The organism is Nocardia sp. NPDC058176 (genome assembly GCF_042883805.1).
Lineage (GTDB): Bacteria > Actinomycetota > Actinomycetes > Mycobacteriales > Mycobacteriaceae > Nocardia.
Genome location: NZ_JBHVVA010000001.1, coordinates 2,363,594 through 2,385,227, shown reverse-complemented (window position 1 = coordinate 2,385,227; position 21,634 = coordinate 2,363,594). Strand labels below are relative to the sequence as shown.

Below are 21,634 nucleotides of genomic sequence, written 5' to 3'. Positions count from 1 at the left end.
GCGTGGCACCGCCGCCGCGCTCACCCGACGTTGAGTGAGCGCAGCTGGTCGAGGAACGACTGGGTGCGCGGGTCTCCTGGGTAGCGTTCGATGATCTCCCTGGCCGCCTCGCCCGCGATCCAGGCCAGCGAAGGCAGTGAACGCCTGCCCGCGGTGAACGCCGCGACGCCCTCCTCGACCGCGCGCTCGAGATCGCGATCGCGCACGGCCACCACGGCCAGGGTCAGCCGCGCCTCCGAGACGCGCATGGGATTGCGGACCGAACCGTCGGGTCTGGTCGAGTCGCGGATCACCTGCTGGGCGTAGCGTTCGGCGAGCCGGTCCTGGCCCGCCACCCGGCAGCAGTCCATGGCGTAGAAGTCGAATTTCGTTGCGTCGACGACGAAATGGTTGTCCAGATTGGCCGGATGGCCCATCCGGGCCAGGATCGACCTGCCGTCGTCGAGGGCGGTCTGCACCGCGCGGCGGTCGCCCAGCCGAGCCCAGCCCTTGGCACGTTGCGCGGCCAGCTGCACCCCGACGCCCATCGACGTGGTGCCCGGCATCGCCTTCTCCGAGACGTCGATCGCGCCACGGAAGTTGCCCTGGGTCAACGCGAACCACGCCGACATCTCCGCGGCCCAGCCGACGATCTCGACATTGCCCGCCTCCCGGCCGAGCGAATCGGCGGCCCGGCGGGTGGCCTCCGCACCGGCGCGACGGCCGAGGTCGTAGTCGACGCAACCCACCAGCAACGCGACCCAGCCGGCCAGGACGAGGATCTCCCGATGCTGGCTCAGGGTGAGTCTGCCGTCGAGCAGCGAGGTGATCCGGCGCAGCCACGCCGTCCCCTCGGCGTGCAGCTCGTGCGGATCGGCATAGGCGTATTCGCAGCACAGTCGTTCGGCGGTGATCCGCACCGCGTCCAGGGTCGCGCTGTTGACATCGGACATCCGTAGCCTGCCGATGAATTCGAGGGTGTCCATGCCCGTGGCGGATAACAGCTCGTCATCGCGGTTGGGTCGGGCCTTGGGGAAGAACGCGGCGGTGACGGTGTCGAACGCCGCCGCGATGATCGGCGCGTAGAACTCGTCGGGGCGCGATTCCCCGGATTCCCAACGGCGCCAGTTGCGTAGCAAGGTACTGTCCGTCGGCAGGTTGTGGGAGGACTTGGCCCGCATGGCGCGAACTGCATCGGCTTGGGACCACCCCCTCGCGTCACGTTCCGAGCGCATCCGGACAGCCCAGACGGGTCGATCATCAGTTGCGGTCACGGCGGTAGTATCCCACCAGTTAACGTTCGGCGTCTCGGATAGGGCACGTAGATGTCATCGGTTTGACATCTGCTGCCGGAGGCCGAAAATGCGCATGCTGTAAGCAGGTGCTTCGGCCCGGCCGAACACCCGCTCCGCAGGAGAGCTTGCGGGGCAACGCAGTACCCCCGCGCGGCGCCCGCCGTCGCGCGGGGGGATCCGACAACAGAACAGCGATCCCTATCCAACGGAGGTTCGGGTGGAAGCGTTGATCTATGGATACTTGCGGGACGATCTGGCCGAAGGCCAGGGCGACCAATTGGAGGATGCGCTACGCAGCCTCGCGCGCACCGCGGGGATGTGTTTCGCAGCGACGTTCCATGAATCGACCGCGGGTGACGGTGCGGCATTCGTCGAACTCACTCAGGAATTGAAGCGGGCCGACGCGCACCACGTGGTGGTGCCGTCCTTGGATCACCTTGCCGGCCAGACGATTCCGCGTGACCTGCTGATCGCGAAGCTGGCGCACGAGGCGGCCGCCCAGGTGCTCACCCTGGAGCGTTGACCGTGGCCACCGGCACCGATGCCGAACCGCCATCTCGGTAGCGGCCTGCCCCGCGCCCGTCCACCTACGACAACTACATCCGAGCGGTCCCGGCGGAATCGGTTCACAGACCGAAGCTGCCGGGACCTCGCCTGCGCAGGTACTTCTCGAACTCCGCGGCGATGGCGTCACCGTCGATCTTCGACATCGTCTCGTTCAGGTCGAGCGCCGCGTCCCCGCGCTCCTCGAGCGAGCGCACGTACTCGCTGATCTCCTCGTCGCCCTCGGTCATCTCGTTGACCGCGGCCTCCCACTCCTCGGCCTGCTTGGGCAGCTCACCCAGCGGCACCTCGATGTCGAGCACGTCCTCGACCCGGTGCAGCAGCGCGATCGTGGCCTTCGGATTCGGCGGCTGCGACACGTAGTGCGGGACCGCGGCCCAGAACGACACCGCGGGAACACCGGCCTTGACGCACTGGTCCTGCAGTACACCGGTGATCCCGGTCGGGCCCTCGTAGCGGGTCTGTTCCAGATTGAATCGCTCGGCCGCCTCGGGGCTGTAGGCCGAACCGGTCACCGGCACCGGGCGGGTGTGCGGGGTGTCGGCCAGCAGCGCGCCGAGGATCACCACGGTCTCCACGCCCAGCTGCTCGATGAACTCGAGCAGGTCGTCGCAGAAGCTGCGCCATTTCATGTTCGGTTCGATCCCGCGCAGCAGTACCACGTCGCGGTCGCTGCCGGGGGGCGAGCACACCGACAGCATGGTCGACGGCCACTGGATCTCCCTGGTCACCCCGTCGACCTGGCGCACCGTCGGACGGTTCACCTGGTAGTCGTAGTACTCCTCGGAATCGAGCTCGGCCAGCGGTTCGGCATCCCAGATCAACTCGAGGTGTTCGACCGCGCCGCTGGCCGCGTCACCGGCGTCGTTCCAGCCCTCGAAGGCCGCAACCAGCACGGGATGACGCAACGTCGGCAGTTCCGTCTCGGGGGTGTCACTGGCATCCACCAGGTCAGCCTAGTGTCTCGCGCGAATTGTTTTGCGGTGACCGGCGCGGTTGGCCGAACGCGTCGCGCGCTGTGGCCGGGGCCACTGGATTCACCCACAGTGGTCTGCCGCGTCGGTGGCGCCCTCTAGTCTGGAATGCATGTCTGCGTCCTTGCCCACCGGGTTCGATACCACGCTCCTCGACACGCTTCGACGGCGTGTCGTCATCGGCGACGGTGCGATGGGCACGATGTTGCAGGCCGCGGATCTGACCTTGGACGATTTCCGTGGCCTCGAGGGATGCAACGAAATCCTCAACGACACCCGTCCCGACGTGCTGGCCGAGATCCACCGCGCCTACTTCGCGGCAGGCGCGGACGCGGTGGAGACCAACACCTTCGGCTGCAACCTACCCAACCTCGCCGACTACGACATCGCCGACCGGATCCGTGATCTGTCCGAGCGCGGCACCCGCATCGCCCGCGATGTCGCCGACGAGATGGGCCCCTCGCCCGACGGCACCCCCCGCTACGTCCTGGGCTCGATGGGCCCTGGCACCAAGCTGCCGACGCTGGGCCACGCGCCGTTCGCGCAACTGCGCGATGCCTACACCGAGGCGGCGCTGGGCATGCTCGACGGTGGCGCCGATGCCATCCTGGTGGAGACCTGCCAGGACCTGCTGCAGGTCAAGGCGGCGATCACGGGTAGTCGCCGGGCCATGATCGCCGCGGGCCGCCGCATCCCGATCATCACCCACGTGACCGTGGAGACCACCGGGACGATGCTGGTCGGTAGTGAGATCGCCGCGGCGCTGACCGCGCTGGAACCGCTCGGTATCGACATGATCGGGCTGAACTGCGCGACCGGTCCCGACGAGATGAGCGAGCACCTGCGGCATCTGTCGCGGCACTCCCAGATCCCGGTGTCGGTGATGCCGAACGCCGGTCTGCCGGTGCTCGGCGCGAACGGCGCGGAATACCCGCTCACCCCCGAGGAGCTCGCGGTCGCGCTGAGCGGGTTCGTCTCGGAGTTCGGCCTGGCGCTGGTCGGCGGCTGCTGCGGCACCACGCCCGAGCACATCCGTCAGGTCGCCGAGGCGGTGCGCGAGGTGGAGACCCGCCTGCCCGCGATCGAGCAGCGTCGCGCGCCCGAGCACGAGCCCGCCGTGTCGAGCATGTACACCGCGGTCCCGTTCGAGCAGGACGCCTCGATCATGATGATCGGTGAGCGCACGAACGCCAACGGCTCCAAGGCTTTCCGTGATGCCATGCTCGCCGAGGACTGGCAGCGCTGCCTCGAGATCGCCAAGGACCAGACCCGCGACGGCGCGCACATGCTCGACCTGTGCGTGGACTACGTCGGCCGCGACGGCAGCGTGGACATGAACGAGCTGGCCTCGCGCCTGGCCACCTCCTCGACACTGCCGATCATGCTCGACTCCACCGAGCCGCCGGTGCTGGAAGCCGGTCTGGAGCATCTGGGTGGGCGGTGCGCGGTGAACTCGGTGAACTACGAGGACGGCGCCGGGCCGGATTCGCGGTTCCAGCAGATCATGCGACTGGTGTCCGAACACGGCGCCGCGGTGGTGGCGTTGACCATCGACGAGGAGGGCCAGGCCCGTACCGCCGAGGCCAAGGTCGCCATCGCCGAACGGTTGATCGAAGACATCACCACCAACTGGGGTCTGCTCGAGTCCGACATCATCGTCGACACCTTGACCTTCACCCTCGGCACCGGGCAGGAGGAGTCGCGCAAAGACGGCGAGGAGACGATCAACGCCATCCGTGAACTCAAGCGCCGCCACCCGCGGGTGCAGACCACCCTGGGCCTGTCCAACATCTCCTTCGGCCTGAACCCGGCGGCCCGGCAGGTGCTGAACTCGGTGTTCATGCACGAGTGCGTGGAAGCCGGGCTGGATTCGGCGATCGTGCACGCCTCGAAGATCCTGCCGATGAGCCGGATCCCCGAGGAGCACCGCCAGACCGCCCTGGACCTGATCTATGACCGCCGCTCCGAGGACTACGACCCGCTGCAGAAGCTGATGGCGCTGTTCGAGGGTGTCTCGACGGCGTCGTCGAAGGCCTCGCGCGCCGAGGAGATGGCCGCGCTGCCGCTGTTCGAGCGGCTCGAGCGGCGCATCGTCGACGGTGAGCGCAACGGCCTCGGTGAGGATCTGGACGAGGCGATGCAGACGGTGCCGCCGCTGCAGATCATCAACGAGACGTTGCTGTCGGGGATGAAGACCGTCGGTGAGCTGTTCGGTTCGGGTCAGATGCAGCTGCCGTTCGTGCTGCAGTCGGCCGAGGTGATGAAAACCGCTGTCGCGCATCTGGAACCGCACATGGAGGCCACCGACGACGCGGGCAAGGGCCGGATCGTGCTGGCCACGGTCAAGGGCGATGTGCACGACATCGGCAAGAACCTGGTCGACATCATCTTGTCCAACAACGGCTACGAGGTGGTCAACCTCGGGATCAAGCAGCCGATCGCCACCATCCTCGATGCCGCCAAGGACAAGAAGGCCGACGTGATCGGCATGTCCGGGCTGCTGGTGAAGTCGACGGTGGTGATGAAGGAGAACCTCGAGGAACTCAACGCCAAGGGTGTGGCCGAGCAGTTCCCGGTGCTGCTCGGTGGTGCCGCGCTGACCCGCTCCTATGTGGAGAACGACCTCACCGCCGTCTACGAGGGCGATGTGCACTACGCCCGCGACGCGTTCGAGGGCCTGCGCCTGATGGACGAGATCATGACCGTCAAGCGCGGCGGTGGCCTCGATCCCGACAGTCCCGAGGCGATCGCGGCCAAGGAGAAGGCCGCCGAGCGCAAGGCCCGTCACGAGCGGTCCAAGCGCATCGCCGCCGAGCGCAAGGCCGCCGAGGCGCCGGTGGTGGTGCCAGAGCGTTCCGATGTGGCCGCCGATCTGCCGGTGCCGAGCCCGCCGTTCTGGGGCACTCGGGTGATCAAGGGCCTGCCGCTGCAGGAGTATTCGGGTCTGCTCGACGAGCGTGCCCTTTTCCTCGGGCAGTGGGGGCTGCGCGGTCAGCGTGCCGGAGACGGGCCCTCCTACGAGGAGCTGGTGGAGACCGAGGGCCGTCCGCGGTTGCGGGCCTGGCTCGACCGGCTCGCCACCGAGGGCGTGCTGCAGCACGCGGCGGTGGTCTACGGGTACTTCCCCGCGGTGTCGGAGGGTGACGAGGTCATCGTGCTCACCGAGCCCGAACCCGATGCGCCCGAGCGGTACCGGTTCACCTTCCCACGCCAGCAGCGCGACCGGTTCCTGTGCATCGCGGACTTCATCCGCTCACGCGAGCGGGCCCGCGAGACCGGGCAGGTCGATGTGCTGCCGTTCCAGCTGGTCACCATGGGTCAGCCGATCGCCGACTTCGCCAACGCGTTGTTCGCCGCCGACAACTACCGCGACTACCTCGAGGTACACGGCATCGGCGTGCAGCTGACCGAGTCGCTGGCCGAGTACTGGCACCGCCGGATCCGCGAGGAACTCACCCTCGACGGGCAATCGGTCGCCGCCGACGATCCGGCCGATATCCAGGAGTACTTCAAGCTCGGCTATCGCGGCGCGCGGTACTCCTTCGGTTATGGTGCCTGCCCTGACCTCGAGGATCGGGCCAAACTGGTCGATCTGCTCGACGCGGAGCGGGTCGGGGTGCGGCTGTCGGAGGAACTGCAGTTGCACCCGGAACAGTCGACGGATGCGTTCGTGCTGCTGCATCCGGAGGCGAAATACTTCAACGCCTGAGACACTGCGCAGGACGGCAGATCGGATCGGTCCGGTGGGACCGATCCGATCGTCGTTGTGCGGCTTGTGAGTCTGGTCACGATGTGACGGCGTGTCCATCGCCCGGACCGCCCCGGCAACGGGGGCAAAGCAGTTCAGCACGTAGGATTTTCGAAGTTTCATCCCGCTGTGGCGCGGAGGGCTGGACGACTCGGCGGTAAGCAGGAGGGGCACAAGTTATGACATCGGATCGGTTGATCGCGGGACGCTATCGACTCACCGACCCGATCGGCACGGGCGCGATGGGAGTGGTGTGGCGAGCCACCGACGTGCGGTTGCGCCGCACCGTCGCGGTGAAACAGGTGCTGCTCGCACCCGGCCTCACCGGCTCGCAGGCGCTGGAAGCGAAGCTGCGCGCCATGCGGGAGGGCCGGATCGCTGCGCGCCTGCATCATCCCAACGCCATCACCGTGTTCGACGTGGCCGAGGAAGACGGCCAGCCCTGGCTGGTCATGGAATACATGAACGCGCCGAGCCTGGCCGCCAGGCTGGCCGGTGGCCAGACCCTGCCGCCGATCGAGGTGGCCGGGATCGGCGCCCAGGCCGCCGCGGCGCTGTCGGCCGCCCACGATGCCGGGATCATGCACCGGGACGTGAAACCGGCCAACCTGCTCGTCGGGGACGACGGCACCGTCAAGATCACCGATTTCGGGATCTCGCACGCCACCGGTGACGTCACCGTGACGGCAACCGGATTCCTGGCCGGCACCCCCGCCTACCTGGCGCCCGAGATCGCCCGCGGCGACAGCCCCAAGTCCGCCGCCGATGTCTTCGCCCTCGGCTCGACGCTCTACGCCGCCGTCGAGGGTGCCCCGCCGTTCGGCGAGGGCGACAACCCCCTGGCCGTGCTGCACGCCGTGGCGCGCGGGACGGTGCCGGAGCCGAAGAACGCCGGTTCGCTCGGACCGGTGCTGATGTGGCTGCTGACCGCCGACGTCGAGCATCGCCCGACCATGGCCCAGGCTCGGCTGGCGCTGGAAGATGTTGCGGCGGGACGGGTTCCGTCGCTGCCCGCCTCGCTGACCAAGGTTCTGCCGGTGACCGAGTCGGCCACCACGCTGCTGCCGCGGCCGTCGGGACAGGGCAACGGGACCGATGGCGCGAAGTCGGGTGCGGCCGCGCTGCTCGGCAGTGGACTCGCCTTCGCCAAGGCGGCCCGCTCGGCGATCACCGGGGGGTCGTCGACACGTTCCGGCGGGGCCGGCGCAGGGGCCGGACCCTCGGGCGAGGCCGCGTCGTCGCCTGCCTCGGACGAAGGCGTGCGCGCGACCGCGGCCGCCGCCGGACCCGATCGCGTCCGCGAGGCCGCGCCCACCGGATCGGGCCGCCCGCCCGCTTTCCCCACCCCGCCCGCGCGCACCGACTCGGCGAACAACAGCCGCGCGGTCCTGCTGCTCGCCGCGGCCGTCGCCGCGTTCACGGTGATGCTGATCGTCCTGGTCGTCACCAGGGAACGCGGCTCCGACCCCGGTCAGCAGGCGCAGACACCGCCACCCGCGGTCACCGTGACGACGATGGTCGACGGCAAGGTGAGCACCGTCGTGATCGTGCCCGAGCAGGAGACCATCACCGTCTCCGCGCCCGTCCCACCCGCGCCCGACGGCTCGACCCCGACCTCGGCCGCCCCGTCGAGCACCCCGCCGACGCCGACCAGCACCTCCGGCAAACCCACCTCGACACCCTCGGCCACCAGCACCACCACGACCCCCGCCGGCCCACCGTCGCCGGACCGGATCAACCAGTTCATCGCCGGGTACTACGGCATGCTGCCGGGCAACATCGGCGGGGCGTGGGGGCAGCTGGCACCCGGCTACCAGGCGCAGACCGGCGGCTACGGCCAGTACTCCTCGTTCTGGTCGACCGTGCGGTCGGTGAGTGTCGGCTCGATCACCCCGACCGGGCAGAACCGGGCGGTGGTCATGCTGACCTACCACCTCGCCAATGGCACCGTGACCTCGGAGAACCGCTGGATCGAGGTCACCGGCGACGCGGGCAGCCTGCGGATCGCCGGGTCCGGCGTCTGAGGCGCACCCGCTACCCTTGACCAGGCCCGGCGACCGCCGGGCTCGTTCGGTGACCAGACCAGAGGTGAGTGACAGGTGAGCGCGCGACCGGCCGCGGTGCTGTGGGACATGGACGGCACGCTGCTCGATTCGGAGAAGCTGTGGGACATCGCGGTGCGCGAACTCGCCCGCGAGCACGGCAGTGAACTCACCGACGAGGTCCGCCACGCCCTGATCGGCGCCTCCGGGCCCAACGCGCTGCGGATGCTCTTCGCCGGCATCGGTGTCGAGACCACGCCGGGGATCCTGGTCGAGGCGGGGGAGTTCCTCGAGCGCCGGGTCACCGAGCTGATGCTCGGACCGATCCCGTGGCGACCGGGCGCCAAGGACGCCCTCGCCATGGTGCGCGAGGCGGGACTGCGCTGCGCGCTGGTGACCAACACCAAGCGTTCGCTCACCGAATACGGGCTCGACACCCTCGGCCGGGACTTCTTCGACACCTCGGTCTGCGGTGACGAGGTGCCGCACGGCAAGCCCGAACCCCACATCTATCGCCGGGCCGCCGAACTGCTCGGCATCGATCCCAGCCACTGCGTGGCGATCGAGGACTCGCCGACCGGCGCGCTCGCGGCGCAGGGCGCGGGCTGCGGCCTGATCGTGATCCCGTGCGAGATCGCGGTTCCCGAGGCCCCGGGCCGGGTGTTCCGGGAGTCGCTGGTCGGTTTGTCGGTCGCGGATCTGCGCGCCGCCATCGACGCGCGCGTCTGAACAATTCGGCGCCGCAGCGCGATAGGGCGAAATAGCCTACCGTGATAATTCCGAAACCGCGGTGGTATTCACGAAAACTGTTGCCGCACAGTTGATTTCGCAGTCTTGTGATCTGTTCGGGATACGAGCGATTTACCGAAACCCCGGGCGTGTCATCGAAAGTTCCCGCAAAATGAATCCATGACAGGCACGCGGGGGCTTGACGAAATCGTCGATATCGCACGGTATCCGCTCACCGATCTCGGTGGTCCGGGATGGCGCGCCGCGGTCGCGGCCGCGCGCGCCGAACTGGCCGAGGACGGCTGTACGGTGCTGCGGGAGTTCATCCGGCCGGAGCTGCTCGACACGCTCCGCGTCGAGGGTGAGCGGATCGCCCCGCACGCGCACTACAAATCCGAACGGGTCAACGCCTACAACATCCCGCTCGACACCGACCTCCCCGATGATCATCCGGCCAGGATCGTGCTCGACCGCGGCAACGCCTTCGTCGCCCGCGACCGCATCCCCGCCGACGCGCTGATCCAGCGCCTCTACACCGACCCGGTGTTCCAGCGCTTCGTCGCCGACTGCTTCGAACTCGACGAGCTGCACGAGTTCGCCGACCCGCTGGCCGGACTGTGCCTGAACGTGGTCGAGCCGGGCATGTCGCACCCCTGGCACTTCGACACCAACGGATTCACCGTCAGCATGCTCACCCGGCGGCCGGACGCCGGTGGCGTCTTCGAGTACTGCCCCAACATCCGCGACCCGCACGCCGAGAATCTCGACGACGTGCGCGCCGTACTCACCGGGAACGGCGGGCGCCTGATCCGCGCGCTGGAACTGCGTCCCGGTGACCTGCAGCTGTTCAAGGGCCGCTTCTCACTGCACCGCGTCACCGAGGTGGCCGGTGCGGGCCAACGACATTCGGCGATCTTCGCCTACACGGACCGGCCAGGGGTGATCGGCACTGTCGAGCGCACCAGGCAGCTGTTCGGCCGTGTTCTGCCCGACCACGTGGCCGCCGCGGCCGACGCCGTCCGAGGTGACCGACTGCTCGACTGAGAGGAACCGCCCATGTCCGTTCCGTTGCACACCACCGGTAAAGCATCCTTCGACGACATCTACGAAAGCCCTGATCCGCGCGCGTACTTCGCCCGGATGAACGAACTGGACTATCGGATCCCGGAACTGGCCAAGCCGCTGTTCCAGGAGCAGTTGCGGCAGTTGCGGGCGGCGCGACCGGACCGGATTCCGACCGTCCTCGATCTCGGATGCTCCTACGGGGTGAACGCGGCGCTGCTGCGGACGGACACGACCGTCGAGGAGCTGGCGGGGCACTATCGCGACCACGCCGAGACCGACCGGGTGGGGCTGATCGCGGCGGACCGGGAGCGGTTGCGCGCCGACCTCATCCCCGACGTACGCTTCGTCGGGATGGACGCCGCACGCCCGGCGCTGACCTACGCCCACGCCGCCGGATTCCTGCACGACTACGTGCACGCCGACCTCGAGGCCACCGAGCCGACCGAGGCGCAGCGCCGTGTGCTCGCCTCGGCCGATCTGGTCATCTCCACCGGGTGCGTCGGCTACATCACCGAGAAAACCCTGTCCAGGGTCGCGCAGGCCGATCCGCGCAAACGACCGTGGATGGCGCACTTCGTGTTGCGCATGTTCGATTTCGGCCCGATCGCCGCCGAACTCGCCGCGCTGGGCTATCGCAGCGAGCAGCGGCCCGGTATGTTCCAGCAGCGTCGCTTCGCCTCCGACCAGGAACGTGATCAGGTGCTGGATGCGTTGGCGGCCAAGGGAATCGACACCACCGATCACGAAGCCGAGGGCTGGCTCTACGCCAACCTGTTCCTGTCCCGCCCGCATCCCATCGAAACCTGAGGACTTGGATTTGAACCAACCCACGTTCGCCGCCGAAGACACTCTGCCCCGGGTGCCGCTGCCGACACTGGAGGACAGTTGCGCGCGGTTCCTGCGGTGGTGTCAGCCGTTGCTCGGCGCCGAGGACTACGCCACCACCGAGGGCGCGGTAGCCGAGCTGCTGCGCCCCGGCGGGGCCGGGCGCACCCTGCACGCGGCGCTGGCCGACTACGACGCCACCCCCGGCGTCGGCAGCTGGCTCGACGAGTTCTGGCCCTCGCGCTACCTCGGTCGTCGTGACCGGATCGCGCTCAACGCCAACTTCGTGTTCCTGTTCCGCGACGACACCCCCCTGGCCGCCTCGACCGTGGCCGGGCAGGCCGAGCGGGCCGCGGCGATCATCGGTGCCGCCGTGGACTACAAGCTGGCGCTGGACACCGAGACGATCCCGCCGGTCACCCAGCGTGGGCAGCAGCTGTCGATGTGGCAGAACAAGTACCTGTTCTCCGAGACCAGGATTCCGGGCGAGGTGCAGGACACCGTCCGCAAGCCGTACAGCGAGGAATGGCCCGGACCCTCGGACGCCCGCCACATCGCGGTCTTCTACCGCGGCAACATCTTCCGGATGGACGTGGTCGGTCCCGACGGCGCGCCGTACGCCTTCGACGATGTCGTCGACGGGTTGCGCGCGGTGATCAAGGGCGGCACCAAACCCGCCGCCACCGACACCTCGGTGGGTCATCTGACCACCAAGGCGCGCGCGGAGTGGGCGCGCAGCCGCGCCACCCTGCGTACCGAACCCGCCAATGTCGCCGCCTTCGACGAGATCGAGACGGCGCTGTTCTCGGTGTGCCTCGAGGACTTCGCGCCGCGCGACGAGCTGCACGCCTGCGATCAGCTGCTGCACGGTGACAGCGCCAACCGCTACTTCGACAAGTCGGTGTCGTTCATCGTCTTCGCCGACGGCCAGGCCGGGATCAACATCGAGCACTGCGGACTCGACGGCACCACCGTGCTCTCCTTCGTCGACGCGCTGCTCGAGCGGACCGCCCAGGACCACGCCGAGACCAGTGGCGCCCGCCCGCAGGGTCTGCCGTCGGTGGAGCCGATCGAGTTCGTCCTCGATTCTGCGGCCCGCGCCGACATCGCCGCCGCGGGCGCCGACTTCGCCCGCTTCGCCGCCGACACCGCCACCTCGCTGGTCTCGTTCGACGATTTCGGCACCGGCGCCGCCAAGAAGCTCGGCATCTCACCCGATGCCTTCGCCCAGCTCAGCTACCAGCTCGCCCACCGGCGCAGCAAGGGCCTGACCGGGGCCACCTACGAATCCATCGCGACCCGGCAGTTCCGCAACGGCCGCACCGAGGCCATGCGCGTGGTGACCCCGGAGATGGTGGCCTTCGTCGACGCGGCGGTCGACGAGTCGGTCGATCGCGAGACCACGCTCGCCGCCGCCCGCACCGCCGCCGCCGCGCACGTGGGCCGGGCCAAGGAGTGCCAGGCCGGGCAGGCACCCGAGCAGCACCTGTGGGAGCTGCAGTGGATCCAGCGCCGTCGCGGCGCGGAACTCGGCGTCGCCGACGAGCGGATCGCGCTGTTCGACAGCCCCGGCTGGACGATCCTGCGCGACGACTACCTGAGCACCAGCTCGGCGCCCTCGCAGTACATCCGCTACTTCGGCTTCGGCTCCACCAGCCCGAAGTGCATCGGCATCGCCTACGTGCTGCTGCCGGACCGCTGGAACATCTACCTGGCCACCCCCAAGTCGGTGTCCGACGAGATGTACGCCTTCGCCGACCACCTGCGCACCGCGGTCGCCGACCTGCGAGAACTGCTCGCGAGCGAGTCCTGACCGGTCCCCGCGCACCGTTGCCCCCGTGGTCACGGTGCGCGGGAAAACCGGTGTACACGGTGTGAAAGAATCGACCACCGTGAAGAACTTCGAATCCCTGTTCGCCGAGCTGACCGAGCGTGCCCAGACCCGTCCCGAGGGGTCGGGCACCGTGGCCGCGTTGGACGCCGGGGTTCATTTCCAGGGTAAGAAGGTGCTCGAGGAGGCCGGGGAGATCTGGCTGGCCGCCGAGCACGAGAGCGACGAAGCCCTCGCCGAGGAGATCTCCCAGTTGCTGTACTGGGTCCAGGTGATGATGGTGGGTCGCGGGCTGAAGCTCGAGGACGTGTACCGACATCTGTGACGGCTGATCCGTCCCGTCGACACGTCTCCACTTCCCCCCGAAAGGACCCCCATCCCATGTTGCGCGTCGCAGTTCCCAACAAGGGCTCGCTGTCGGAATCCGCCGTCTCCATCCTGAGCGAGGCCGGCTACCGCAAACGCACCGATTCCCGTGAGCTGACCGTCCTGGATCCGATCAACCAGGTCGAGTTCTTCTTCCTCCGGCCCAAGGACATCGCCATCTACGTCGGCTCCGGTGAGCTCGACCTCGGCATCACCGGCCGCGATCTGGCCCTGGACTCCGGCTCGCCGGTCAGCGAGCGCCTGTCCCTCGGCTTCGGTCGCTCGTCGTTCCGCTACGCCGCCCCGGCGGGCGCGGAGTGGAAGGTCGAGGACCTGGCGGGCAAGCGGATCGCGACCTCCTACCCGAACCTGGTTCGCGCCGACCTCGCCCGTTTCGGCATCGAGGCCGAGGTGATCCGCCTCGACGGCGCCGTGGAGATCTCGATCCAGCTCGGTGTCGCCGATGCCATCGCCGATGTCGTCGGCTCCGGGCGCACCCTGCGCCAGCACAACCTGGTGGCCTTCGGCGACTCGCTGTGCGACTCCGAGGGCGTGCTGATCGAGCGCACCGGTTCCGACCGCGACGACCGCACCCGCAATCAGCTCATCGCCCGCGTCCAGGGCGTGGTGTTCGCCCAGCAGTACCTGATGCTCGACTACGACTGCCCCAAGTCGCTGCTCGACCAGGCCGCCGCCATCACCCCCGGCCTGGAATCGCCCACGGTCTCCCCGCTGACCGACCCCGACTGGGTAGCGGTCCGCGCCCTGGTCCCGCGCAAGCAGGGCAACGACCTGATGGACCGCCTCGCCGACCTGGGCGCCAAGGCCATCCTCGCCACCGACATCCGCTCCTGCCGCGCCTTCTGACCCGATCCGGTTCGGACCTGTCCGAGTAGGCTTGACCTCGGATAGGTCCGAACAATCGGTGATTGGGGCGGAAATGTCGAACAAGAACGAACGCGAAGAAAAGGTCGAAAAGGAACAGGTCGAGCGCGAAGAAGAACGCCGCCGCCTGCAGGAGGAAGAAGACCGCCGCCTGGAGTGAGTCCGGCCGCGGAGATCCGCTCAGGCTGAATACAATCCGTGTGCTCCTGGAATACCGTTGCTACCTTGCGTTTCTCGATGAGGAACACAAGGAGTCACCGTGTCGCAGACACCACCCGAGCCACGGCCCGGTAGCGCATTCACCTGGAACGAGGACTGGCTGGCCACCGTTGTCGGTATCGTCCTGATCGGCCTCGTGCTGGTCGGGGCCATTCCCGGATGGCTGGTCCCGTGATGTCGGAGTCGGAGACCACCAAGACGACCAAGACGACAACGGAAACGGCTGCGCTGCAGGCGAATCCGCGTCCCACCATCACCGATATCGTGGCGGGCATCCTGCTGGTGCTGCTGCTCGGTGGGCTGACCCGGTTCTTCGAGACCCAGGTGCCGCAGTGGGCGGTGGACACGCCGCTGCAGCGGGTGGCCAAGTCGATCGAATACCCGGTGTACGCGATCGCGATCGGGCTCATCGGCAATGTGGTGCTGAGCAGACTGGGTCTGCGGGAACGGCTTTCGGCCGGGTTCCGGACCGAGTTCTTCATCAAGACCGGCGTGGTGCTGCTCGGCGCGTCGATCAACCTGAAGATCCTGGTGACCGCGGCCGGACCCGCCATTCTGCAGGCGCTGGCCCTGATCACCATCGTGTTCGGCTTCACCTGGTGGTTCGGCGGCAAACTCGGCCTCGACGACAAGCTGCGGGCGCTGCTGTCCTCGGCGGTCTCGATCTGCGGCGTGAGCGCGGCCATCGCGGCGGCCGGTGCGGTGCAGGCCAAGCGTGAGCAGATCGCCTACGCGGCCTCGCTGGTGATCATCTTCGCGCTGCCCTCGATCTTCCTGCTGCCGTGGCTGGCCGGCCTGCTCGGGCTCTCCGACGCGGTGACCGGTGCCTGGATCGGCGGCAACATCGACACCACGGCCGCCGTCGCCGCCGCGGGCGCGATCGCCGGCGAGGAGGCCTTGCAGATCGCCACGATCGTCAAGACCACCCAGAACGCGCTGATCGGTGTCGTCGCCATCGCGCTGACCGCCTGGTTCGCCTTCCGGGTGGATCGCACCCCCGGCGCGGCACGCCCCAGCATCGGCGAATTCTGGACCAGGTTCCCGAAGTTCGTGCTCGGCTTCATCGCCGCCTCGATCATCGGCACCCTCTACCTGCAGTCGGTGGACAAGGCGACCGGTTCCGCGCACATCGCGATCATCAACGATCTGCGCACCTGGTTCCTGATCCTGGCCTTCGTCTCCATCGGCCTGGAGTTCTCGTTGCGCGGTCTGCGCGACGCGGGCTGGCGTCCGATCGCGGTCTTCGGTTCGGCCGTGGTGGTGAATCTCGCGGTCGGCCTCGGCCTTTCGGTGCTGTTGTTCCGCAACTTCGGTGTCTGAGTCGTATCGCTGAGCTCGCCCGCCGGTCGGCACCTCGACCGGCGGGCGAGCTCGTTCAGACGTCCTCGGCGGCGGGAACCTCCGGAATCCCCATCGGCACCGGTGCCGAATCCTGCTGCGGCCAGCCGGGATACGGCGGGGGCGTGCCGCCGAACTCCGGGCACAGGTGCTGGAAATCGCAGTACCGGCACATCGACCCGCGATTGGGCGGGAAGTCGCCGGTGCGCCCGGCCTCGAGGATGGCCCGCCACAGCGCGGTGAGGATGCGCTCGAAGCGGTCCAGTTCCTCGCGGTCGGGGGTGTAGGTGAGCAGGATCTTGTCGGCCAGGTAGATCAGGCGCAGCTGGGCGGGCACGATGTCGCGGGTCCGCAGGATCATCAGCGCGTAGAACTTGAGCTGGAACAGCGCGCGGGCCTCGTGCATGGGGCCGGGGGAGCGGCCGGTCTTGTAGTCGACCACGCGCAGCATGCCGTTGGGGGCGACATCGATGCGGTCGACGAAACCACGCAGCGGAATGTCACCGTCGAGCTCCGCCTCCACCCGTTCCTCCAGCGCGTGCGGTTCGAAACGGCGCGGGTCCTCCAGCTCGTAGTAGCTCGCGACCAGGCGGCGCACCTCGTCGAACAGCGCCTCCGGTCCGCCCTCGGCGACCAGTTCGTCGAGCCCGTCGCGCTCACCACGCACCCGATCCCACGCGTCGGGCACCAACTCGGCGGCGCGATCGGGCTGCCGCTCGTCGGCGGGCAGACCGAACAGGTCCTCCAGGACCGTGTGCACCACCGTGCCGCGCACCGCCGCCCGCGTCGGCGGTTCCGGGATCCGGTCGATCGCGCGCAACCGGTACTTCAACGGACACTGCTTGAAATCGCTTGCCCGCGAAGGCGACAGCGCCGGACGCGACCGAGTGACCGGACGGTCGACGGTCTCGTCGGCGAGGGACACGGGCACGGGCACTGACATACTCCGCAGGGTAACCGCCGCCACCGACACCACTCGGACGGATTCGGTCGCGACGGCGCGCTCTGCCAAGATCAGGCGCATGTATCGAGTGATTCGGGTGGGGGCGGCCGTGGCCGCGATGATCGTTCTCGGCGCCTGTGAGGAACCGGGCAAGACGGTGCGGGTGCCCGCCACCACCACCTCGGCGGCCGCGACCACCACGACCAGCCCCGAGCAGGCGCGGCTGACGGGTGAACTGGCCGAGGGCATGCGGATCGCCGAGGTCCTGGCGCTGCCCACCGACATCGACCCGAGTTTCGTCCGCCACAGCAGTTCCGACGTGCTGACCTCGGCGCGGTTGCTCGTCGTCGCCGGGCATCACAAAGGGATCGCCGACGTCGCCGACGAGCACGGCCTGCTGGCCGGTTTCGTCAGCCAGCGCTCCAACGGCAGTGCCGAGCTCGACGACCGCGAATGGCTCACCCACGGGGTGATGAGATTCCCGGACGCCGACACCGCGACCACCGCGGCCGACGACTTCGCGCTCGCCGCGACCACCGAACGCGGCATGCTGCAGACCGCGGACCGGACGGCCGCGAGCCTGCCGTCGGCACCCGAGACGCGCTACGTCCAGCTCGACGACCGGGACCGGGACCGATTCGAGGTGATGGCGTTCACGCCGCACGGTGACTACGTCGTGTTCACCATGGTGGGCGGCCGCACCCTGCCCGACCTCGACGCGATCGTGGTGCGGGCGCTGGAACAGCAGGAGCCGCTGCTGGATTCGTTCACCCCGACCCCCGAGACCGAGCTCTCCGCGCTGCCCTACGACCCGGACGGCATCTTCGAGCTGTCGGTGGGCGAGCAGGGCAGCGGCCGCGGCGCCTACCGCAGGCACGCCGCCGTGCTGTTCGCCGAGGATCAGCAGGCGGCGGTGACGCTGTATGCCGAGGTGGGCCTGAGCGCGATGGCGGTCAAGGGCAGCACGGTCTACCGCACGGCCGGCGCCGACTCGGCGCGCGAACTGGCGACGGCCCTCACCGCCGCCATCGCCGCCGCGTGGGACAAGACCGCCACCCCCGCTCCGGCCGACGTGCCCGGCGCCGCCTGCCTGACCGACGGCGAGGAGTACGCCAATTCCTGGGTGTGCCTGGTGAGCAGCGGCCGACACGTCGGCGAGGTCTGGGCGAAAACCCAGGACGAGGCGCACGCCGGAGCCAGGGAACAGCACCGGGTGCTCGCCGCGGCGACGTGAGCGCGGCCGGTCACCCCGTGCGGTGGGTGATCGCGCCGACCTGGCAGGCTGAGGGCCTCATTCGAAGAAGAACGGAGATCCATGACGGCCAGACGGACCGGTCCATTCGCCATCGGGGACCGGGTGCAGCTGACCGATGCCAAGGGGCGCCTCTACACGGTGGTGCTCGAAGAGGGTAAGGAATTCCATACCCACCGGGGTGGCATCAAGCACGACGACCTCATCGGCACCGACGAGGGCACCGTCGTGAAATCCACCAACGGCACCCCGTACCTGGCGCTGCGCCCGCTGCTCGTCGACTACGTGCTGTCGATGCCGCGCGGGGCGGCCGTGATCTACCCCAAGGACGCCGCGCAGATCGTGCACGAGGGCGATGTGTTCCCCGGCGCGCGCGTGTTGGAGGCCGGCGCGGGCTCCGGCGCGCTCACCTGCTCGCTGCTGCGCGCGGTCGGCCCGGAGGGCGAGGTGATCTCGTATGAGATCCGCGACGACCACGCCGAGCACGCCATCCGCAACGTCGAGACCTTCTTCGGCGAACGTCCGGCTAACTGGTCACTGACCGTCGCCGATGTCGCGCAGTACGAGGGCGCACCGGTCGATCGCGTGGTGCTCGACATGCTCGCGCCCTGGGACGCGCTGCCCGCGGTGTCCAAGGCACTGGTCCCCGGTGGCGTCCTGATCGTCTATGTGGCGACGGTCACGCAGCTGTCGAAGGTCGTCGAGGCGCTGCGTGAGCAGGAGTGCTGGACCGAACCGCGCTCCTGGGAGTCGATGGTCCGCGGCTGGCACGTGGTCGGCCTCGCCGTGCGCCCCGAGCACCGGATGCAGGGTCACACGGCCTTCCTGGTGAGCGCTCGCCGGCTCGCCGAGGGCACCGTCACCCCCAAGCCGCAGCGTCGCCCCTCCAAGGGCTGAAACGGGTTCGGGCTGCCCCGGGGCGTGTTCACCGGCCCCGGGGCGCACACGAGCGATCAGGCGGGCACGCAGGGGGCCTGCGCGAAGCCCAGCAGCAGGCAGCCGGAGCTGTCGGAGATCAGCCACTCGCCGTCGACCTTCTCGAAGGTGACGGGGAAGGCGGGCGCGGTGCCGTGCGGCGAGGTGATGGTGACATCGGCGGTGGTGGTGTCACCGCTGGTCGCGACGTTGGCGACGGCGTAGGTGAGGGTGCCGTAGTTGGCCAGCTGGCCGTTCATCTGCTCGATGTTGGCGCGGCGGGCCTCGCCGTTGACGATCAGCTTGGTCTTGTCGTCGGTGGAGACCGCGGGATCGGACACCTTGCTCAGCAGCGCGGTCAGGGAATCGACGGTGGGGGCGTCGGCGTTGTCACCGGACGGAGCGGCCGGTGTCGTCGAATCGCTGGACGGAGCGGCGGCGATACTGGTACTGCTGCTGGTGGCGTTCGTCGAGGAATCGTCGGAGTCGCCGCAACCGGTCAGCCCGACGGTGACGGCGAGTGCCGCAGCAGCGGTAGCGATGGTGACACGGATGGTACGGGGAGGAAGGAGCATTGCTCAGCAACCTTTCGGCTCGATGGCGAGCACGCTCGCCGACGACCCCGGAAGTGGGGTGTTAGGGGAGCCTAACATGTGCACGGACGGGCCCATTACCGTGTGAACCCGTACAAGATGTGATCACGACGAAACCATGTCGGAAAGCGAGAACGGACCGCGCCCGGTAGCGTTGAAAGACCGGGACTGGGAGGAGCAGCATCATGAGCCCCAACGAGAATTCCGATTCGGCGGCCTGGCGAGAGCTCGAGGCGGTACGCGCCGAAGCGGCTGCTCTTCGCAGACAACTCGCCGACTCGCCGGATCGCGCACGCGAATTGGAAGCCAGGATCGATTCGCTGACCATTCGCAACGGCAAGTTGATGGACACGCTCAAGGAAGCGCGCCAGCAACTGATCGCCCTGCGGGAAGAAGTCGATCGCCTCGGCCAGCCGCCCAGCGGCTACGGCATCGTGATCAACACCTACGATGACCAGACGGTCGACGTGTTCACCTCCGGTCGCAAGATGCGCCTCACCTGCTCGCCCAACATCGACGCCACCACCCTCGAATACGGCCAGACCGTTCGCCTCAACGAGGCGCTCACGGTCGTGGAGGCGGGCAAGTTCGACGCCATCGGCGAAATCGGCACGCTGCGTGAGATTCTCGACGACAACCGCCGCGCGCTGGTGGTCGGCCACGCCGACGAGGAGCGCGTGGTCTGGCTCTCGGGTCCGCTGTCCAAGCTCGCCGAGTTCGACGACCTCGACGATCCCGATGCCCCGATTCGCAAACTGCGCCCCGGTGATTCGCTGCTGGTCGACACCAAGGCCGGCTTCGCCTTCGAGCGCATCCCCAAGGCCGAGGTCGAAGACCTTGTGCTGGAAGAGGTTCCCGACGTCGACTACACCGACATCGGTGGCCTCGGTCGCCAGATCGAACAGATCCGCGACGCGGTGGAACTGCCCTTCCTGCACAAGGATCTGTTCCGTGAGTACGCGCTGCGCCCGCCCAAGGGTGTGCTGCTCTACGGTCCGCCCGGCTGCGGTAAGACCCTGATCGCCAAGGCGGTCGCCAACTCACTGGCGAAGAAGATCGCCGAATCGCGTGGCCAGGATGCCAAGGAGGCCAAGTCCTTCTTCCTCAACATCAAGGGTCCCGAGCTGCTCAACAAGTTCGTCGGTGAGACCGAGCGCCACATTCGGATCATCTTCCAGCGGGCGCGGGAGAAGGCCTCCGAGGGCACCCCGGTGATCGTGTTCTTCGACGAGATGGACTCGATCTTCCGCACCCGCGGTTCGGGTGTCTCCTCCGACGTGGAGACCACCGTTGTGCCGCAGCTGCTTTCGGAGATCGACGGCGTGGAGGGCCTCGAGAACGTCATCGTGATCGGTGCGTCCAACCGCGAGGACATGATCGACCCCGCGATCCTGCGGCCCGGTCGTCTCGACGTGAAGATCAAGATCGAGCGCCCGGACGCGGAATCGGCACAGGACATCTTCTCGAAGTACCTCACCGAGACGCTGCCGCTGCACGAGAGCGATCTGCGCGAGTTCGACGGCGACAAGCAGGCGTGCGTGGAGGCGATGATCGAGAAGGTCGTCGAGCGGATGTACGCCGAGAGCGACGACAACCGGTTCCTGGAGGTCACCTACGCCAACGGTGACAAGGAGGTCCTGTACTTCAAGGACTTCAACTCCGGCGCGATGATCCAGAACATCGTCGACCGCGCGAAGAAGTACGCGATCAAGTCGGTGCTCGACACCGGTAACCCGGGTCTGCGCATCCAGCACCTGTTCGACTCGATCGTCGACGAATTCGCCGAGAACGAGGACCTGCCCAACACCACGAATCCGGACGACTGGGCCCGGATCTCGGGCAAGAAGGGCGAGCGGATCGTCTACATCCGTACTCTCGTCACGGGCAAGAACGCCTCGGCCAGCCGGGCGATCGACACCGAGTCCAACACCGGTCAGTACCTGTAGACAGCACCGGTCGGGGGCGGGTGGCCGGGGGACGCGGGCCCCCCCCCCGGCGGGGGGGGGTTGGTTTTTTTTTAGTAAAAAAAGGGCGCGGGCGGAGGTGGTTTTGGTTGTTTAGAAGTTGGTGG

General features: G+C 68.3%; 18 protein-coding genes. 14 read left to right on the top strand and 4 right to left on the bottom strand.

The window, feature by feature from the left end; translation table 11 throughout:
- Positions 1-20: 20 nt before the first annotated feature.
- Entirely contained in the window at positions 21-1,160 is a 1,140-nt protein-coding gene (locus ACFVVM_RS11120) for an XRE family transcriptional regulator (protein WP_387616119.1), read from the bottom strand.
- A gap of 331 nt (positions 1,161-1,491) precedes the next feature.
- Here ACFVVM_RS11120 and ACFVVM_RS11115 point away from each other — a divergent pair, with 331 nt between their 5' ends.
- Entirely contained in the window at positions 1,492-1,797 is a 306-nt protein-coding gene (locus ACFVVM_RS11115; protein ID WP_387616116.1) for a hypothetical protein, read from the top strand.
- A gap of 103 nt (positions 1,798-1,900) precedes the next feature.
- Here the strand turns inward: ACFVVM_RS11115 and ACFVVM_RS11110 are convergent, their stop codons facing one another.
- Entirely contained in the window at positions 1,901-2,785 is an 885-nt protein-coding gene (locus ACFVVM_RS11110) for a PAC2 family protein (protein WP_387616113.1), read from the bottom strand.
- Positions 2,786-2,924: 139 nt separating this feature from the next.
- Here ACFVVM_RS11110 and metH point away from each other — a divergent pair, with 139 nt between their 5' ends.
- The 10 genes from metH to ACFVVM_RS11060 all read left to right on the top strand — a co-directional run bounded on the left by metH (position 2,925) and on the right by ACFVVM_RS11060 (position 15,842).
- Positions 2,925-6,521 carry a methionine synthase gene (metH, locus tag ACFVVM_RS11105; RefSeq protein WP_387616110.1) on the top strand — a complete coding sequence of 1,199 codons (3,597 nt, stop codon included), beginning with the start codon at positions 2,925-2,927 and terminating at the stop codon, positions 6,519-6,521.
- Positions 6,522-6,739: 218 nt separating this feature from the next.
- Positions 6,740-8,584: a serine/threonine-protein kinase gene (locus tag ACFVVM_RS11100; RefSeq protein WP_387616107.1), complete on the top strand. Its 1,845-nt coding sequence runs from the start codon at positions 6,740-6,742 to the stop codon at positions 8,582-8,584.
- A gap of 108 nt (positions 8,585-8,692) precedes the next feature.
- The gene (locus tag ACFVVM_RS11095) at positions 8,693-9,331 is read left to right on the top strand and encodes an HAD family hydrolase (protein ID WP_387616830.1); all 639 of its coding nucleotides are present in this window, start codon (positions 8,693-8,695) and stop codon (positions 9,329-9,331) included.
- Positions 9,332-9,511: 180 nt separating this feature from the next.
- On the top strand, positions 9,512-10,375 hold the full coding sequence (locus ACFVVM_RS11090; RefSeq protein ID WP_387616104.1) for an arpA protein: 864 nt from the start codon (positions 9,512-9,514) through the stop codon (positions 10,373-10,375).
- A 12-nt stretch (positions 10,376-10,387) separates the two neighbouring features.
- Entirely contained in the window at positions 10,388-11,203 is an 816-nt protein-coding gene (locus ACFVVM_RS11085) for a class I SAM-dependent methyltransferase (RefSeq protein WP_387616102.1), read from the top strand.
- A gap of 10 nt (positions 11,204-11,213) precedes the next feature.
- Positions 11,214-13,034 (top strand): choline/carnitine O-acyltransferase, encoded by a 1,821-nt coding sequence (locus ACFVVM_RS11080; RefSeq protein WP_387616099.1) that lies wholly within the window; start codon positions 11,214-11,216, stop codon positions 13,032-13,034.
- A 79-nt stretch (positions 13,035-13,113) separates the two neighbouring features.
- Complete coding sequence (locus tag ACFVVM_RS11075) at positions 13,114-13,377, top strand: phosphoribosyl-ATP diphosphatase (protein ID WP_110041330.1); 264 nt, start codon at positions 13,114-13,116, stop codon at positions 13,375-13,377.
- Between the two features lie 56 nt (positions 13,378-13,433).
- On the top strand, positions 13,434-14,285 hold the full coding sequence (gene hisG / locus ACFVVM_RS11070) for an ATP phosphoribosyltransferase (protein WP_387616096.1): 852 nt from the start codon (positions 13,434-13,436) through the stop codon (positions 14,283-14,285).
- Between the two features lie 277 nt (positions 14,286-14,562).
- Positions 14,563-14,697, top strand: a complete 135-nt coding sequence (locus tag ACFVVM_RS11065) for a hypothetical protein (protein ID WP_387616093.1) — start codon at positions 14,563-14,565, stop codon at positions 14,695-14,697.
- Positions 14,682-15,842: a YeiH family protein gene (locus tag ACFVVM_RS11060; protein WP_387616090.1), complete on the top strand. Its 1,161-nt coding sequence runs from the start codon at positions 14,682-14,684 to the stop codon at positions 15,840-15,842. The genes ACFVVM_RS11065 and ACFVVM_RS11060 overlap by 16 nt, the downstream gene beginning before the upstream one ends.
- A gap of 55 nt (positions 15,843-15,897) precedes the next feature.
- Here ACFVVM_RS11060 and ACFVVM_RS11055 read toward each other — a convergent pair whose 3' ends face one another.
- Positions 15,898-16,803 (bottom strand): RecB family exonuclease, encoded by a 906-nt coding sequence (locus ACFVVM_RS11055; protein ID WP_387616087.1) that lies wholly within the window; start codon positions 16,801-16,803, stop codon positions 15,898-15,900.
- Positions 16,804-16,882: 79 nt separating this feature from the next.
- Between ACFVVM_RS11055 and ACFVVM_RS11050 the strand changes: the two genes are divergently transcribed.
- Positions 16,883-18,037 (top strand): hypothetical protein, encoded by a 1,155-nt coding sequence (locus ACFVVM_RS11050; protein WP_387616084.1) that lies wholly within the window; start codon positions 16,883-16,885, stop codon positions 18,035-18,037.
- A gap of 81 nt (positions 18,038-18,118) precedes the next feature.
- A complete protein-coding gene (locus ACFVVM_RS11045) occupies positions 18,119-18,952 on the top strand; it encodes a tRNA (adenine-N1)-methyltransferase (protein WP_387616081.1) in 834 nt (277 codons plus the stop codon).
- A gap of 56 nt (positions 18,953-19,008) precedes the next feature.
- On the opposite strand, the gene ACFVVM_RS11040 is transcribed toward ACFVVM_RS11045, so the two are convergent.
- Complete coding sequence (locus ACFVVM_RS11040) at positions 19,009-19,545, bottom strand: hypothetical protein (protein WP_387616078.1); 537 nt, start codon at positions 19,543-19,545, stop codon at positions 19,009-19,011.
- Between the two features lie 203 nt (positions 19,546-19,748).
- On the opposite strand from ACFVVM_RS11040, the gene arc reads away from it, so the two are divergent.
- Positions 19,749-21,509 carry a proteasome ATPase gene (arc, locus tag ACFVVM_RS11035; protein WP_387616075.1) on the top strand — a complete coding sequence of 587 codons (1,761 nt, stop codon included), beginning with the start codon at positions 19,749-19,751 and terminating at the stop codon, positions 21,507-21,509.
- Positions 21,510-21,634 lie beyond the last annotated feature (125 nt).